Source organism: Amycolatopsis sp. NPDC101161 (genome assembly GCF_044768185.1).
GTDB lineage: Bacteria > Actinomycetota > Actinomycetes > Mycobacteriales > Pseudonocardiaceae > Amycolatopsis.
Genome location: NZ_JBIWPI010000002.1, coordinates 1,742,487 through 1,758,327, shown reverse-complemented (window position 1 = coordinate 1,758,327; position 15,841 = coordinate 1,742,487). Strand labels below are relative to the sequence as shown.

Sequence of the window (15,841 nt, the reverse complement as noted above, 5' to 3'; positions counted from 1 at the left end):
CGCCCGGTTGAACGTCGGGTGTCAGCCCAGCACCTCCTCCGTCGTGGCCACCTTCACCAGCGGGGCGTACAGCCTCATGATGTCCAAGGCCTTTGCGTGGCTCTCGTCGTCCACACCCGCGCACGCGTCCGATACCACCGTTACCGATACCCCCGCGTCCGCTGCTGCCAACGCTGTCGACAGCACGCAGCAGTCCGTTGACACGCCCGCCAGCAGCAAGCGCGCGCCTCCTACTCGGGTGGCCATTCGGGGTGTCCACTTGCCGAAGGTCGTAGCGTCTATTGTGGACTGTGGCTGGAACGCGTCGATCACCTGGTACAGCGGGGAATCCGGGGGCTGCAACGCGAACGGCCATTGCTCGTAGTACTGCTTCCACGCCCCCTCCGGCCGCTCTGGCGCGATGAACCGCGTGAACACCACGTCGTCGCCGAAGGCCGTCACCAAGCGTTGGATCCGGGGCACCACCTCGGCGAAGCGCGGCGTGAACCACTCGCTCGCCGGGTCCGCGAACACGTTCTGCAGGTCGATGACCGCCAGGACCGATCTCACGCCGCCTCCTGCGTGCGGATGCGCTGCCTGTTCGACAACGTCACCACGAAACCGAGCGCCAATGCCAGCAGCACGCCGAGGTTCGCGTACGCCCACGAGCCGTCGCGGCCGCCCAAGCCGAGCGGTTCCAAGAGATAGCCCTGCCACTTCAGCCAGGCCGCCGACGTGTTCGTCACCAGGCCCCAGCCCAGTGCCGTCGCCACCAGGACCAGCGCTATCGGCCCGAGCCGGACGTCGCCGTAGCGGCCGGCCGGGTCGAACAGGTCGCGCTCCGCGTAGTCGCGCCGGCGCAGCAGGACGTCCGCGAGCATCACGCCGCACCACGCCGCGACCGGGACGCCGAGCGTCACCAGGAAACCCTGGAACTGGCCGAGGAACTCGCCGCCGAAGAAGACGATGTAGACCGTGCCCGCCACCATGAGCACGCCGTCGACGAACGCCGCCACCGGGCGCGGCACGCGCAGCCCCGCCGAGAGCAGCGCCAGGCCCGACGAATAGATGTCCAGCACCGCGCCGCCGACCAGGCCGAGCACCGCGACGATCGCGAACGGCACCAGGAACCACAGCGGCAGCAACGTCGTCAGCGCGCCGATCGGGTCGGCCGCGATCGCCTTGTTCAGGTCCGGCGACGAGCCCGCGAGCAGCAGCCCGAACACCAGCAGCACCAGCGGTGCCACCGACGCGCCGAACGTCGTCCAGCCGACGACGCCCCGGCTCGACGCCGACCGCGGCAGGTAGCGCGAGTAGTCCGCGGCCGCGTTGACCCAGCCGAGGCCGAAGCCGGTCATCAGGAACACCAGCGCGCCCACCCACTGCTGCGCCGAGCCGGACGGCAGCGCGCTGACCGCGTCCCAGTGCACGTCGCCGGCGACCAGGACCACGTAGACCACCGTGAGCACGCCGGTGATCCAGGTGATCCACGTCTGCAGCTTCATGATCGCGTCGAAGCCGAGCACGCCGGCGGCGACCGTCAGCGCGGCGACCACGATCAGCGCGACCACCTTCGTCGCGGTCCCGCCGCCCCAGCCGAGGCGCTCGAAGACCGTCGATGTCGCCAGCGTCGCCAACGCCGTCAGCACGGTTTCCCAGCCGACGGTCAGCAGCCACGAGATCGCCGACGGCAGCCGGTTGCCGCGGACGCCGAACGCCGCCCGCGAGAGCAGCATCGTCGGCGCCGAGCCGCGCTTGCCGGCGATCGCGATGAACCCGCACAGCAGGAACGAGAACAGGATGCCGACGACGCCGGCGACCAGCGCCTGCCAGAACGAGATGCCGAAGCCGAGCGTGAACGAGCCGTAGCTCAGCCCCAGCACCGACACGTTCGCGCCGAACCAGGGCCAGAACAGCTGCCGCGGGCGCCCGCGGCGCTCGGCGTCGTCGATCACGTCGAGGCCGTTGGTCTCCACCTCGAGCCTGCGGGTACCGCTCATGTCGTGGCCTCCAGCAGCTTGTCGATCTCCGCCCGGCTCGGTGCCGTCGCCGGGCCGCGGCGGGTCACCGAAAGCGCTGCTGCCGCGTTGGCGCGCACGGCGGCGTCGAGGAGGGTACTGCCGCGCAGCAGTTCAGCGGCCAGTACGCCGCAGTGCGTGTCGCCGGCGCCGTTCGTGTCGACGGCGTCGACCTTGAAGCCCGGGACGTCGGTGACGCGCCCGTGCTCGTGGATGCGGCAGCCCTTCGCACCCTCGCGGACGACGGCGACCGGCGGCAGCTCGCCGAGCACGTCGGCTTCGCGGGCGTTGCAGCTCAATATGTCTACATAGGACAGTAAATCGTGTAGGTCTCCAGGGGTGAGGTCACCGGCCAACGGGCCGGGATCGAAGAGGGTTCTCGAGCCGGAGATGTGGGGAAGCCACTCGGCGAGAGCCCTGCGATTGCTTCTATGCAACCAACTGTAGCCGGACACGTACACGACGTCGTCACTCTTTGGGAGGACGTTGGCGAGCGCTTCGGGCGTCAGCCGCCCTTCGGCTCCGGTGCCGGTCGCGAAGGTGCGCTCGCCGGTCGCGTCGACCAGCGCGACGACGATGCCGGTGTCCAGTTCCGGCGTCGGTTCGTGGGCCAGTTCGACGCCTTCGGCCGTCAGTGCGGCACGCACGAGATCGCCGAAGGCGCCGGTGCCGTGGCTGCCCGCGTAGAGCACGCGGGCGCCGGAGCGCGCGGCCGCCGCCATGACGTTGAAACCGCCGCCGGGCAACAGATCCGTCGAAGATGCCATGACGTCGCCGCCCGGCGGGGGCAGGGCCGGCACCGCCATGACGAGGTCGAGGACGACCTGCCCGGTGTGCACCAGCCGCCCGGTCATCGGCGGCGCAGCTTGAGGAGCTCGTCGACCAGCGGGCCGAATTCGAGGCGGTTGACGGCCAAGACCGTCTCGACGACGTCGGGGCGGAAGACGCCGACCCCGTGCGCGGCGCCGAGCATCGCCCCGCAGATCGCGGCGACCGTGTCGGTGTCGCCACCCAGTCCGGCGGCCAGGCGCAACGCCGCCGGCGGGTCGTCGCCCATGGCCTCGGCCAGCGCGAACGCGGCCACGACGGACTCCTGCGACGCGACGGACGTCCCGATCACCCGGGCGACCGCGTCGGCGACGGCGTCCGGCGCCATACCCCGCACCCAGCCGCGCGCCCAGTGGATGCGCGCGGCGATTTCCCCGCCGGGTGCCCAATGCCCGCGTTCCCCGCCGACGACGGCCGCGCGCTCACCCGCGTCGAGCGCTTCGGTCAGGCTGGCACCGTCGACTCCGGCCGACACAGCGGCGGCGACCGCGGCGGCGGCCGCGATGCCGAGGCTGGTGTTGTGCGTGACGCGCGCGGTCGCGACGACGGCGTCGACCAGCCGGTGCAGGTCCTCGGACGGCGTCGCGATGCCGACCGGCGTGACGCGCATGGCGGCGCCGTTGGTCGTGCCGGTGCGGCCGGCCTCGTCGGCCGGAACTCCGTCCTGCAACCGGGAAAGCGCGCGTTTGGTCGACGGGCCGAGCAGGTCGGCGGAGCCGCGGCGGACCATGTCCGCCTCCCAGATGAGCAGGGCGTCGGCGAAGACGTGCGGCTCGACGGTGCCGCGGCCGTCGATGAGCAGCCGGGCCAGCAGCAGGGCCTGTTCGGTGTCGTCGGTGACCGACCCGGCGGGCATCGACGGCGCGACCGGCTGCTCGGCGACGGCGGTCAACAGGCCGGTGACGGGCCCGTAGGCGGCGGCGATCGCGGCGCGGGACATGGACTGCGTCGGCATGCCGAGGGCGTCGCCGACGGCCAGGCCGGTGAACGCGCCGAGCGCCCGGTCCCGCGCGTTCACCGGTGTCCGAAGGTGAGGTGGAACTGGAACCGGTCGGGGTCCAGCAGGCTGACGACGCGTTCGACGAGCCGGCCTTCGACGTCCACCGAGGTGCGCTCGGCGCGGAGGAAGAGTTCGCCGATGCTGCGGCCGAGGAGTCCGGCGGCGCAGGCGTCGAGGCGTTCGGTGCTGATCCACTGGTCGCCGCCGACGGAGATCCGCCCGGCGGCTTCGAGGGTCTTGGTGAGGGAGCCGTCGCGGAGGCCGGTCTCGGGGAGGTCGGCGAGCAGGCCGTCGGCGGGGACGGTGGCGGTTTCGAGTGAGACGCCCCGGTCACGCTCCCGCCGCAGCCGCCGGACGGCGACGTAGGCCGTCTCGCCGAATTCCTCTTCGAGGGCTTGGTCTTCGACGGCCTCGATGCCGAGGAGCTCGGTGGTGACGGGGGAACCGGCGTCGGCGAGGGCACGGGCCCAGCCGATCCGCTGGTCGAGCTGGACGCCGTCGAAGGTGACGAACGAGCCGACGCCGGCCTGGGTGGAGATGAGCTCGAGCTGCTGGAGCTCGGAGAGGGCGCTGCGGACGGTGCCGCGGCTGACCTGGTACTGCAGGGCGAGCTGGTTCTCGCCGGGGAGGCGTTCGCCGTGGGCGAGGCGGCCCGAGCGGATCAGGTCGGAGAGGTCACCGACGAGCTGCTGCCGCTTGCTGTACATGTACACACCTGTACACCCTCGCGTTGTCGCAGGTCAAGCGGCGACGAGCTCCCGTTGCGCGTCGGCCGCGATCAGCTTGCCCGCCTGTTCGGCGACCTTCCCGCCGGCGACCATCATCAGCGCGAAGGCGCTCACGAAGATGACGGTGCTCAGCCACACCATGGTTTCGACCGGCAGCGTGAAGGCGCCGACGACGCGGGCCGCGGACTCGAGCACGAACCCGATGCCCCAGATGACGCTGGTGTGGCGCAAGATCGAGTCGAAGCGCGCGGTGCCGCTCAGACGTTCCCAGGCGGCTTCGTTTTCGGCCTTGCCGCGGGTGAGGAACGGGCGCATCGCCTTGGTCATGATCGGCGCCGCGGTGAACGCGGAGACGAGGATGACGAGCCCGGTGATGCCGCTGCCGATCGAGTCCTTCGCGATCATCATCCGGGCGTCGCCGGAGACGAACGTCAGCAGCATGCCGACCACGTTCGTGACCAGGACGACCAGCGCGAGGCCGTTGAGGGTGCGGTGCTTGGCCAGCTGCTGGAGGGTCCTCGCGAGCGGGACGACGCCGCTGAGGGCGAGCGAGAGGAAGACGCTCACACCGAGCGCGTGGAGCCCGTAGTAGACGCCGATCGGAACGGCGATCTCGATCACGAGGGACTTGAGCGGGGAACCGTTGTTCGTCATGGGAAAAGCTTGTCGCGGCGGGGAGTCCGGGACGGATGCCGTCCGCCACGACTTCGGCCTGACAGATGTCACGGCCGGCTGGTCGGGTCGGCAGCCGGACTTCCCGAGCTCGCGGCGCAAGGGCCGTGAGCAGCCGTGAAGCCCGGCGACGGCCTCACCTCCGGCGCGGGGCAGGTTCGGACGGTGTCAGCTCGAGGGCCTTCTGGGCTCCCTGGATGAGGTCGGCGTAGGTGATCACCTCGACGCGCGAGAGGTGCGCGTTGTAAGTCCGGAGCGTGTCCGCGACCTGGGCGCGCGCCGCGGCGTCCGGCACGTGCTCGGGATGGCCGATGACGACCGTGGCGAACGCGCGTCGGCATTCGATGCCCAGCCGGCTCTTGATGACGTCACGCTGCTCGTCGAATTCGCGGAGGTAGTTGAGGGTCTGGCCGACCGCTTTGTTCACTTCGGGGCCGACGACGAAGAACTCGCGGTGCTTCACGACGAGATCCGGGATGCAGGCGCGTTTCAGCTCGACCACGTGCAGCACGCCGTCGGCCCGGATGAGCGGGACGTCCAGCTGCGTCAGGACGGTCAGCGATCGTCGTTTCGTCTTCTCGACGTACTTGCCGCCGAATATCCACCAGCTCTCGTCGAGAATTCGCTGGAATTCTTTCTCTTTGGCGTCAGGGTTCCGGACGACCTCGGACAGCGTCGTGCTCGGTCTGCGGCTCGGGTGTCCCGAACCGCGCCGCCAGGAACCGGTGGAGTTCGCCGATGGCGTCGTTCTCGCACGCCCATTGGCTCGCGCCGGGACGCAGGTCGAAACCGGAACCGTCCGGTCGTGGTGTCCAGGAATTGACTATGAGAATCGTTTTTCGCTGTCATCCGGCTCGAGTGCTAGCCAGATCGTCGCGGAGTGTTCGATCCGCTTCCGGAGTTCTTCGGCGGAATCCGGTTCACTGGCGGAGGAGGTCACGCGGGGCGAGTCGCGCCGGGAATCGGCATTGTTACGACGATCTTGCGTGAACGGCCGAGACTCGGCGGGCGGCTGGGCAGCTGTGGCAGTGCCGGCGACCTGGGATATCGAGCGTGGGCTCAGCCGCCGGAGTGCATGTCTTCCGCCTCGGGGACGCAGTCGTCGTCCGGGTCGTCCAACCAGCCGTGCGGCAGGGTGACCTTGCCCGGGGAGCCCTGGCGGCCGCGCGGGCCCGTTGCCGCCTCGGGGAACGGTGCGTCGTGGTCGAGCTGAGCGATGAGGTCGTCGAGCTGGGTCATCGAAGACAGCATCGCGAAGCCGCGGCGCAGCTCCGAGCCGACCGGGAAGCCCATCAGGTACCAGGCCATGTGCTTGCGGATGTCGCGCATCGCCTTGTCGTGGCCGTCGTGCTCGACGAGCAGTTCGGTATGGCGGCGGAGTACAGCAGCGACTTCGCCGAGGTTCGGCGGGGTCGGCAGCGGGCGCCCGGCGAAGGCGGCTTCCAGCTCGCCGAACAGCCACGGCCGCCCCAGGCAGCCGCGGCCGACGACCACGCCGTCGCAACCCGTCTCGGCGACCATGCGCAGGGCGTCGTCGGCGGAGAAGATGTCGCCGTTGCCCAGCACCGGGATGCTCGTGACGGCTTCCTTCAAGGCGGCGATCTTCGTCCAGTCGGCCTGGCCGGAGTAGCGCTGCGCGGCCGTGCGCGAGTGGAGGCTGACCGCCGCCGCGCCCTCGGCTTCGGCGATGCGGCCGGCGTCGAGGAACGTGTGGTGGTCGTCGTCGATGCCGATGCGGAACTTCACCGTGAACGGCACGTCGCCGGCCGCCTTCGCGGACTCCCGGACGATCGCCTCGAACAGCTTCCGCTTGAACGGCAGCGCCGCGCCGCCGCCCTTGCGCGTCACCTTCGCGACCGGGCAGCCGAAGTTGGAGTCGACGTGGTCGGCGAGCCCCTCGCCGACGATGATCCGGACGGCTTCGGCCATCGTCTTCGGGTCGACGCCGTAGAGCTGCATGGACCGGGGCTTTTCGTTCGCTCCGAAGGTCATCATGTGCATGGTGCCGGGGTGCCGTTCGACGACGGCGCGGGCGGTGATCATCTCGCACACGTAGATGCCGGCGCCGTACTCGGCGCACAGCTGGCGGAAGGCGACGTTGGTGATGCCGGCCATCGGAGCGAGCACGACTGGGGGATCGACCTGGTAGGGGCCGATCTTCAGGGCGGGCTTGCTCAGGGTGGCGGTCACGTCCTCCATTGTCGCTTGTGGTGTCGATCACGTCGACCAGGGGCGGTCAAGCGACGAGGTCGTCCCAGCGGACCAGGACCGCCGTGGCCAGGAGGCCGGCCGCGATGATCTTGATCAGGATCGCCCCGGTGCTCAGCCCGGTCACCGACGCGAAGTCCAGCAGCGCGCTCGCCACGAACGCCGCCGCGAACACCTTCGCGCCCCACCGCCGCTTGAAGGCGAGCGCGACGACCGCGACCAGCTGGATCGCCGTCGCGAACACCGACAGCACCGACCACGGAGAGGGATCGGCGGCGCTCACCAGGACCCTGACCTCGGCGACCAGGAGCACCAGCGTGCCCAGGCCGAAGACGGCCAGCATCACGGGCAGGAAGACCCGGCCCGCGCCGACGGGCGTGGCGCGGTCGGGCACACGGCGACGGGGCACGGCGAGCCTCCGCTCGACTCGGGAACCTCCACCGTGCCCGACCGCGCGTCGGGCACCCACCGTGCTTTTGCCGACACGGCCCGCGGCTACTTGTCGCAGACCGGGACGTCGCCCGCGCGCTTCGGCGGGTTCAGGTCGACGTTGAAGCGGCCGAACTCCAAGTGGTGCCGCGCAGCGATCGCACGAACATTCCAGAGCTTCGCCGGACCTATGGTGTGCGTATGACCGACAAGCCCCTGCGCTGGGGAATCATGGGGACCGGCGGCATCGCCGGGGCCTTCGCGAAAGACCTCGAACTGACCGGCTCCGGCGTCGTCGCGGCTGTCGGCTCACGCACAGCCGAAAGCGCCGAGCGGTTCGCGGACGCGCACGGCGTTCCGACCCGCCACAGCAGCTACGAAGCCCTCGCGAACGACCCCGACGTCGACGTCGTTTACGTCGCCACCCCACACCCCCTGCACCACGGCAACGCTCGGCTCGCCCTCGAAGCAGGTAAGCCCGTGCTCGTCGAAAAGCCGTTCACCATGAACGCCGGAGAGGCGCGAGACCTCGTTGCGCTGGCGAAGGAACGCAACCTGTTTCTCATGGAAGCGATGTGGACGCGCTTCCTGCCGCACATCCGGCACATCCGCGAGCTGCTGCCCAGCCTCGGGGACGTCGTCACCGTCGCCGCCGACCACGGGCAATGGTTTGCCGAAGACCCCGCCTTCCGGCTCTTCGCGCCCGAACTCGGCGGTGGCGCCCTGCTCGACCTGGGGATCTACCCCGTCTCGTTCGCGTCCATGGTCCTCGGCTCGCCCGATCGCGTCGCCGCCATGGCGACCCCCGCCTTCACCGGCGTCGACGCTCAGATGTCGATGCTGTTCGGCTACCCGAGCGGCGCGCAGGCCGTGCTGAACTGCACCTTGAGCGCCGTTTCGCCGACCACCGCGGTCATCGTCGGCACGGACGCGCGCATCGAGGTCGACGGGCCGTTCTACGCTCCCGCGTCCTTCAGGCTCGTCCCGCGCGAAGGCGAGCGAGTCCGCTACGAGTACGTCGACGAGGGCCGTGGCCTGCGGCACCAGGCCGACGAGGTCGCGCGGCGGCTGGCGGCCGGCGAGACCGAGAGCCCGCTCATGCCGCTCGCCGAAACCGTCTCGATCATGACGACCATGGATCAGGTACTCAACGCGGTTGAGTAGTGCTACGGATCCGCCGGCGGGCCGCTGTGGGCGACTCTGTCCGGTATGACCACCGACGCAGATGTGCTCCTCCGGCTCGCCGGCGAGATCGACGACCTGGGGCGTCGTCTCGCCGTGGTGGGCTCCGAACTCCGGTCCGTCCAGGCCGACCGGCCGAAGCCGGCTGAACAGCCGCGGCAGGCCGTGCCTCCGCAGCCGCAGCCGCAGCCGCAGCCGCAGCCGCAACCCCAGCCGCGGATGCCGCCGCCGTGGCCGCAGAACCCCTGGCAGCCGCCCCGGCAGCAGTACGTCCCGCCGCCGTCGCCCTACCTGCCGCCTCCGCCGCGTCCGACGCTGGGCGAGAAGCTCGGCAAGGAAGGCGCCGGTAGCCGCGTCCTGGCCTGGGTCGGCGGCGCCGTCACGCTGCTCGGCGTCGTCCTGCTGCTCGTGCTGGCCGTCCAGCGGGGCTGGCTCGGGCCGCTGCCGCGCGTGCTCGTCGGGGCCGCCTTCGGGCTCGCGCTGACCGGGGCCGGCGTCTGGCTGCACCGCAAGCCCGCCGGCCGCACCGGGGCGTTCGCCCTCGCCTGGACCGGCATCGCGACGCTCTACCTCGACGCCGTCGCCGCGACGACGCTCTACGACTTCCTGCCGGTCCTCGCCGGGCTCGCCGCGGGCCTCGCGGTCGCCGTCGGCGGGCTGCTCGTGGCCGTGCAGTGGGAGTCGCCGCTGCTGGCTTCCGTCGTCGTCCTCGGCTGTGCGGTCTGCGCGCCGATGATCACCCGCGGGTTCACGCCCGAGCTCGTCGCCTTCCTGCTGATGGTCCAGCTCGCGACGGTGCCGGCGCAGCTGCGCCGCGACTGGTCGTCGCTGACGCTCGCCGCCGGGGTGCCGCCGCTGTTCGCCTCCGTCGTCAGCACCGCGGTGGTGCACAGCGGCTGGGCGAACACCGCCGCGGCGCTCGGCGCGGGACTCGTCGGCGCCGCGCTCGCGCTGATCGTCCTGCGCCGCCGGGAAAACGACCCCGCCGCGCTTTCCGTGCTGGCGACGGCGATCCTGCCGACGCTGGTCGCGGCCGTGCTGCTGCCCAAGGCCCAGGCCGTGCCCGTCGCGGCCGGTGCCGGGGTCGTCCTGCTCGCCGTGTGGGCGGCGCGCCGCTGGTGGCCGGGGCTCGCCGGGCAGCTGGCCGGCCTCGCCGGGCTGCTGGCGATCCTGCAGGCGACCGTCACGCAGTTCGACGGCCCGGCGCGCGCCGCCGTGCTGCTCGGCGAGGCGCTGCTGCTGGTCGTGGCCGCGATCGGCGGGCGCAACAAGGTCGCCCTGGGCGCCGCGCTCGGGTTCGCGACGATCGGCGGCCTGATCGGTGTCTTCTTCGACGTCACGCCGGTGCTGCTGCTGGTCTACCGGGCGCGGCCGGTCGCCGACGTCGCCGGCGCGCTCGCGGTCGCCGCGCTGCTCCTCGCGGTTTCGGTCGCGCTGCCGTGGGCGGCCCTGCGCTTGGCGATCTTCCGCGGGCCGGCCGACGACCTGCCGATCTGGCTCGTCGCCGGGGTTTCCGCGCTCTACGGCGCCGGCGGCGTCGTGCTGTGCGGGTCGCTGCTGGCCGTCCCCGGCCGCACCGGTTTCCTGCTCGGCCACGCGCTGATCACGGTGTCCTGGACGCTCGCGGCGCTCCTGCTGCTCCTGCGCGGCATCGACGTCGTCGCGCTGCGCGTGATCGGGCTGGTCCTGGTCGGCGCGGCCGTGCTCAAGCTGGTGCTGTTCGACCTGGCGACGCTGGACGGCCTCGCGCGCGTCGGCGCGTTCCTCGGTGCGGGACTCGTCCTGCTCGCGGCCGGGACGCGGTACGCGCGGCGGGTCGCCTCGCGCTGACGCGGGAAGAATTGTCGGTGCCCTGTGGTTACCTGGGTCACAGCCCGACGACCAGGGGGAACGACCGATGACCCAACCGACCATCGCCGACCGGTCCGCGGAGCGGATCGGCTGGCTGACCACCGTCACGCCGAAGGGGCGGCCCGCACCGCGACCGGTGTGGTTCGTCCTGGACGGCGACGACATCGTGGTGTTCAGCAAGCCGGACACCGCGAAGCTGCGCCACATCGAAGCGAACCCCGAGGTGAGCTTTCACCTCAACAGCAACGAAAGTGGCGGCGCGGTCCTCGTCGTGAACGGCAAGGCGCACCTCGAAGCCGGGAAGGCTTCGGAGGCACCCGGCTACCTCGACAAGTACGGCCCGGCGTACGCCGCCATCGGGTTCCAGACGCCCGATGCCTTCGACGCCGAGTACTCCGTCCGCATCCGCGTGGTGCCCGACCGTACGTGGGGGTGGTGAGTATCAGTCCACAGTGGACAACTCAATACGCATGACCACGCGGCGCGGTGTCGGGTGGCTGACTTCGGTGAACCCGGCGTCGGCGAACACCTGACGGGCACCGACGTGCAGCTCGCCCCAGGTGATTCCTTACCTGGCCGGGTGATCATCGGGTACGCCTCGAGCGCGCGCGCACCGCGTTCGCGGGCGAAGCCGATCGTCGCCTCGGCCAACGGGTAGGTGAGGCCGCGGCCGCGGTAGCCCTTGCGGACGGCGAAGCACGTCACGGCCCAGACGCCGGTGTCGTCCTTGTCCTCGGAGCGGCCGGTCCACGGGACGCGCGAGCCGCGCAGCTTGGGGTAGGCGGTCCGCGGCTCGACGGCGACCCAGCCGGCCGGTTCGCCGTCGACGTACGCGACGAGCCCGCTGGTGGCGGCGTCCCGGTCACCGCACGCCGTCTGGCCGCGCAGCATCGCGGTCCGCTGCTCCTGCGTGGAGTCGCGCCAGATCCAGCCGGCGACCTTGAACCGCTGGCACTGGCAGCGGCCGGGGTAGTCGGCGGTGCCGAAGATCGCGACGAGGTCGTCCCAGGACGCCTCGTTGGCGGGGACGACGGTGACGTCGGCGGTCGAGCGGGTGTCGGTCATGGCCGGGCAGCCTAGGATCGGTTCCGGACGATCCACTTCCGGAACCGGGAACTCCCATGGCGGACGACACCAGCCCGACCGCGCGGGCGCTGCGCACCCTCGAGCTCCTGCAGGCCGGTCCCGGCATCACCGCCGACCGGCTGGCCGGCAAGCTCGGCGTGTCCGAACGCGCCGCCCGGCGGTACGTCGGCATCCTGCGCGAGGCCGGCATCCCGGTCGTCGCCACCCGCGGGCCGTACGGCGGCTACCGGGTCGGGCGCGGCCTGCGGCTGCCGCCGTTGACGTTCAGCCCGGCCGAGGCGCTCGGCCTGGTCATGGCCGTGCTCGACGGCCATCACGACGCCGGGGACGCCGCCACCCTCGTCGGCGGCGCGCTCGGCAAGATCGTGCAGGCCCTGCCGGAGCCCGTCGCCGCGCAGGCCGAGGCCGTCCGGCGGACCGCCGCGCCCGCGCCGGACGCCGCCGCCGCGCGGCCGGATCCCGACACCACGGCGGCCCTCGTGCACGCCTGCGCCGACCACCGGCGCGTCCGGCTCGGCTACCGCTCCGAGGCGGGCCGGGAGTGGGACGGCGTGGTCGACCCGTGGGCGGTCGTCGTCCGCCACGGCCGGTGGTACCTGCTCTGCCGCACCCACCCCGAGGGCGCGCAACGGGCGTACCGGATCGACCGCGTCCGCAGCGTCGAGCCCGGCGACGACACCTTCGAGCCGCCCCCGGACCTCGATCCCGTCGCGGCGGTCGAAGACCACCTCGCCGTCGGCTGGGAGCACGACGTCGAAGTCGTCATCGACGCGCCCCTCGACCGGGTGGGCCGGTGCCTGCCGCGCGCGGTGGGGAAGCTCGAGCGCGTCGACGCCGGGACGACCCGGCTGACCGGCAGCACCAGCAACCCCGCGTGGTACGCCGAGCAGCTCGCCCGGCTCCCGGCGCCGTTCCGGATCGTCCGCTGCCCCGAACTCCGGCAGGCCGTGAGCGTCCTCGGGCAGCGCCTGCTGGCCGCCGCCGGCAACCGGTGAGCCGCCCGGAACCCGCGTATCTTCCTCCTGTGGCGGAACAGACCGGCGAGACCCGCAACGAGCAGCTGCAGCGCAACATCGGCGAGCTGCTGCAGGAGCTGCGCGTCGCGCAGGCCGGGGTGCAGATCCTCTTCGGCTTCCTGCTGTCGGTCGTGTTCACCGACCGCTTCCACGACGCCAGCGGGTTCGAGAAAGCGCTGCACCTGTCCGCGGTGGCGCTCGCGGTGGCCGCGACGGCGTTGCTGACCGCGCCCGCCGCGTGGCACCGCCTGTTGTTCCGCACCGGGAGCCGGGAACGGATCCTGACGGTCGGCAACCGCCTGGTGCTGGTCGGCTTGGTCTGCCTCGCCCTGGCGATCACGTCGACGGTCGCGCTGATCGCCAAGGTGGTCTACGGCGGGGTCGCGATGTTCGTGATGGCCGTGCTGTGCGTGCTGCTCTTCGGGAGCCTGTGGTTCGTCATGGCGCTGCGACTGAACCCGTCCGACGCCGATCAGCCGACGGGACCGCCCAAGTAGAGCGTGTCCTCCTGGACGAAGCAGAGCGGGTTGCCGAAGGGGTCGTCGGCGTAGAAGGACCGTTCGCCCCAGAACTGCGTCTCGATCGCGTCGTCGATCCAGCGCGGACCGGCGCCGCGCACGCGCTCGAACGTCGCCTCGACGTCGTCGACCGCGAGGTAGACGATCCGCGGGTCCTTGCGCGGCCGCGGTTCGCGGTGTTCGAGCGGCGCCTCGACGCAGGCGAGCACCACGCCGCCGCAGGTGAAGTAGTGCCGGTTGACCGAGATCCGCTCGCCGGGGTCGCCGAGGACGGCGGCGTAGAAGGCGACCGCGACCTCGATGTCGTCGACGGGCTGGATCAGCCGGAAGACCCGCATGCGCGCACAGTACCGCTGTTCATCCCGTGTTCGGCAGCAGTTGCCGGGGCGGTCGGGCGGCGCCCGTAGCTTCCCGCCCGTGACTGACACTTCTCGCCGGACCTTCCTCCTCGGCGCGCCGGCCGTCGCCGCCGCGGCGACCCTGCCGGGCGTCCTCGGCGCGCCGGCCGCCGAAGCTCAGGGCCAGCACCGCCCCGACGCCGAAGATCCGCGCTTCACGCTCGTGGTCATGCCGGACACGCAGTACCTGTTCGACGAGGACCGCGGCGACGCGGCCCCGCTGGACGCTTCGCTGCGCTATGTCCTCGACGAGTCGGATGACAACGTTGTCTTCCTCGCTCACCTCGGAGATCTCACGCAGAACGGCCGCGCGGACGAGTTCGCCCGCATCAGCCGGTCGTTCCAGGCCCTCGACCGCCGCCGGTTCCCGTACAGCACCCTCGCGGGCAACCACGACATCGACGGCTCAAAGGACGACCAGCGCGGCCCGTCGCCGTACCTCGACGCGTTCGGCCCGCAGCGCCAGCGCAACTCGCCGACGTTCCGCGGTGCCACGAAGGACGGCTACAACACCTTCCACATCTTCCGCGGCGGCGGCCGCGAGTGGCTCCTGCTGGCGCTCGACTGGCGGCCCTCGGCCGGCGGCCTGAACTGGGCGAAGCAGGTCCTCGCGCAGCACCCGACGCTGCCCGCGATCCTCACCATCCACGAGCTGGTCTGGGCCGACGACGACCACCAGGCGCAGTTCTCCACCTTCGGCGAACTGGTCTGGAAGGAGCTCGTCGACGGCAACGACCAGATCTTCCTGACGCTCAACGGGCACTACTGGCCGACCGGGCGCACGGTCCGCAAGAACGCCGCCGGGCACGACGTCCACGTCCACATCGCCAACTACCAGGACCGCTACTACGGCGGCAGCGCGATGGTCCGGCTCTACCAGTTCGACCTCGCGCGCGGCGTCGTCGACGTCCGGACGTTCTCGCCGTGGCTCGCCGCGCAGGACCACCTGTCGGAGATGCAGCGGATCGAGGTCGAACGCAGCGGCGTCGCCGACTACTTCAGCCTGGAGATCGACTTCGCCGAGCGCTTCAAGGGCTTCGCGCCGGTGCCGGTCCCGCCCGGACGTCCGGCGAAGCAGCAGCTGGTGTCGGGCACGGTCGCCTACTGGCGCTTCGAGGGCGGTCAGGACGGCAAGCCCGTGCCGGACGACGTCGTCGTACGCGACCAGACCGGGCGCGGCAACGACCTCACCCGCGTCACCGCGCCCGGCAGCGGCCCGGACGCGCTGAAGTTCTCCAGCGAGTTCTCGCCGCGGCAGCCGTCGCGGGCTAGCCTGCGGTTCGACGGCGGCCGCGACCCGAGCCGCGGCGCGTACCTGCGCACGGTCGACGCGGCGCCGATGAACAAGCTGACGTTCGAACGCGGCTACACCGTCGAGGCGTTCTTCTGGCTGCCGGCGAACTTCAAGGACGGCCACCACGGCTGGTGCGGCCTGTTCGCTCGGCAGGGCAGCGGCGCGGCCGCGGGCAAGACCGGCGACGACCCGAAGGAGTCGGCGGCCACACTGTCCCTTTCGGACGGTGGCGAGCTGCAGTGGGCGGTGTTCCCGCTCAACCAGGACCGGATCTCGACGAACTGGGGCCACGAGCTGGCGGTTGAGAAGTGGTGGCACGTCGCCGTGGTCAACGACGGGCGGCGCACGGTCGTCTACGTCGACGGCTGCCCGGTGGTGCGGAACCCCGCCACACCGGCGGTCGGCCTCGCGAACCCGGGCGGGTCGTGGCTGGTCGGGGCCTCTTCCTACGAGGGCAAGGTCGACCGGAGCTTCGCCGGGTTGCTGGGTGACGTGCGGGTGGTGGACCGGCCGCTGAACCCGCGCGAATTCATGCTGGGCTGAGGCCCTTGACAGCGGGTGGACAATAAAAAATCGACGTGCCTTCCGAGTAAAACAGGAAGATTCGTCGAATGTTCCGTCAGTCTAACCGCTG

17 protein-coding genes are annotated in these 15,841 nt (G+C 71.4%); 6 read left to right on the top strand and 11 right to left on the bottom strand.

Annotation, left to right across the window (positions count from 1 at the left end; genetic code table 11):
- Window positions 1–21: 21 nt before the first annotated feature.
- From ACIRSS_RS19700 to ACIRSS_RS19660, 9 genes are all read right to left on the bottom strand, one after another.
- Window positions 22–549, bottom strand: coding sequence for a cysteine hydrolase family protein (locus ACIRSS_RS19700; protein WP_400896680.1), 528 nt, complete (start codon window positions 547–549; stop codon window positions 22–24).
- Window positions 546–1,979: a purine-cytosine permease family protein gene (locus tag ACIRSS_RS19695; protein ID WP_400896678.1), complete on the bottom strand. Its 1,434-nt coding sequence runs from the start codon at window positions 1,977–1,979 to the stop codon at window positions 546–548. The genes ACIRSS_RS19700 and ACIRSS_RS19695 overlap by 4 nt, the downstream gene beginning before the upstream one ends.
- Complete coding sequence (locus ACIRSS_RS19690; RefSeq protein ID WP_400896676.1) at window positions 1,976–2,851, bottom strand: PfkB family carbohydrate kinase; 876 nt, start codon at window positions 2,849–2,851, stop codon at window positions 1,976–1,978. The genes ACIRSS_RS19695 and ACIRSS_RS19690 overlap by 4 nt, the downstream gene beginning before the upstream one ends.
- Window positions 2,848–3,843 (bottom strand): ADP-ribosylglycohydrolase family protein, encoded by a 996-nt coding sequence (locus ACIRSS_RS19685; protein WP_400896674.1) that lies wholly within the window; start codon window positions 3,841–3,843, stop codon window positions 2,848–2,850. Before ACIRSS_RS19685 ends, ACIRSS_RS19690 begins: the two co-directional genes overlap by 4 nt.
- On the bottom strand, window positions 3,840–4,532 hold the full coding sequence (locus tag ACIRSS_RS19680; RefSeq protein ID WP_400896672.1) for a GntR family transcriptional regulator: 693 nt from the start codon (window positions 4,530–4,532) through the stop codon (window positions 3,840–3,842). Before ACIRSS_RS19680 ends, ACIRSS_RS19685 begins: the two co-directional genes overlap by 4 nt.
- 33 nt (window positions 4,533–4,565) lie before the next feature.
- On the bottom strand, window positions 4,566–5,207 hold the full coding sequence (locus ACIRSS_RS19675; RefSeq protein ID WP_400896670.1) for a VC0807 family protein: 642 nt from the start codon (window positions 5,205–5,207) through the stop codon (window positions 4,566–4,568).
- A gap of 154 nt (window positions 5,208–5,361) precedes the next feature.
- A complete protein-coding gene (locus tag ACIRSS_RS19670) occupies window positions 5,362–5,898 on the bottom strand; it encodes a Shedu anti-phage system protein SduA domain-containing protein (protein WP_400897568.1) in 537 nt (178 codons plus the stop codon).
- 386 nt (window positions 5,899–6,284) lie between these two features.
- Window positions 6,285–7,424, bottom strand: coding sequence for a tRNA dihydrouridine synthase DusB (gene dusB, locus ACIRSS_RS19665; protein ID WP_400896668.1), 1,140 nt, complete (start codon window positions 7,422–7,424; stop codon window positions 6,285–6,287).
- Between the two features lie 37 nt (window positions 7,425–7,461).
- Window positions 7,462–7,842 carry a hypothetical protein gene (locus tag ACIRSS_RS19660; protein ID WP_400896666.1) on the bottom strand — a complete coding sequence of 127 codons (381 nt, stop codon included), beginning with the start codon at window positions 7,840–7,842 and terminating at the stop codon, window positions 7,462–7,464.
- 164 nt (window positions 7,843–8,006) lie between these two features.
- Between ACIRSS_RS19660 and ACIRSS_RS19655 the strand changes: the two genes are divergently transcribed.
- The 3 genes from ACIRSS_RS19655 to ACIRSS_RS19645 all read left to right on the top strand — a co-directional run bounded on the left by ACIRSS_RS19655 (window position 8,007) and on the right by ACIRSS_RS19645 (window position 11,334).
- Complete coding sequence (locus tag ACIRSS_RS19655) at window positions 8,007–9,026, top strand: Gfo/Idh/MocA family protein (RefSeq protein WP_400896664.1); 1,020 nt, start codon at window positions 8,007–8,009, stop codon at window positions 9,024–9,026.
- Window positions 9,027–9,071: 45 nt separating this feature from the next.
- Window positions 9,072–10,874 (top strand): DUF2339 domain-containing protein, encoded by a 1,803-nt coding sequence (locus ACIRSS_RS19650; RefSeq protein ID WP_400896662.1) that lies wholly within the window; start codon window positions 9,072–9,074, stop codon window positions 10,872–10,874.
- A 67-nt stretch (window positions 10,875–10,941) separates the two neighbouring features.
- Window positions 10,942–11,334: a TIGR03667 family PPOX class F420-dependent oxidoreductase gene (locus ACIRSS_RS19645; RefSeq protein ID WP_400896660.1), complete on the top strand. Its 393-nt coding sequence runs from the start codon at window positions 10,942–10,944 to the stop codon at window positions 11,332–11,334.
- Here ACIRSS_RS19645 and ACIRSS_RS19640 read toward each other — a convergent pair.
- Window positions 11,217–11,960 (bottom strand): GNAT family N-acetyltransferase, encoded by a 744-nt coding sequence (locus ACIRSS_RS19640; protein WP_400896658.1) that lies wholly within the window; start codon window positions 11,958–11,960, stop codon window positions 11,217–11,219. The genes ACIRSS_RS19645 and ACIRSS_RS19640 overlap by 118 nt on opposite strands.
- Window positions 11,961–12,016: 56 nt before the next feature.
- On the opposite strand from ACIRSS_RS19640, the gene ACIRSS_RS19635 reads away from it, so the two are divergent.
- Window positions 12,017–12,976, top strand: coding sequence for a helix-turn-helix transcriptional regulator (locus ACIRSS_RS19635; protein WP_400896656.1), 960 nt, complete (start codon window positions 12,017–12,019; stop codon window positions 12,974–12,976).
- Between the two features lie 29 nt (window positions 12,977–13,005).
- Window positions 13,006–13,494, top strand: coding sequence for a DUF6328 family protein (locus ACIRSS_RS19630; protein WP_400896654.1), 489 nt, complete (start codon window positions 13,006–13,008; stop codon window positions 13,492–13,494).
- Here the strand turns inward: ACIRSS_RS19630 and ACIRSS_RS19625 are convergent.
- A complete protein-coding gene (locus ACIRSS_RS19625) occupies window positions 13,470–13,853 on the bottom strand; it encodes a VOC family protein (RefSeq protein ID WP_400896652.1) in 384 nt (127 codons plus the stop codon). The two genes, ACIRSS_RS19630 and ACIRSS_RS19625, sit on opposite strands and share 25 nt — an antisense overlap.
- Window positions 13,854–13,932: 79 nt before the next feature.
- Between ACIRSS_RS19625 and ACIRSS_RS19620 the strand changes: the two genes are divergently transcribed.
- The gene (locus ACIRSS_RS19620; RefSeq protein ID WP_400896650.1) at window positions 13,933–15,750 is read left to right on the top strand and encodes a LamG-like jellyroll fold domain-containing protein; all 1,818 of its coding nucleotides are present in this window, start codon (window positions 13,933–13,935) and stop codon (window positions 15,748–15,750) included.
- The last annotated feature ends 91 nt before the right edge of the window (window positions 15,751–15,841 follow it).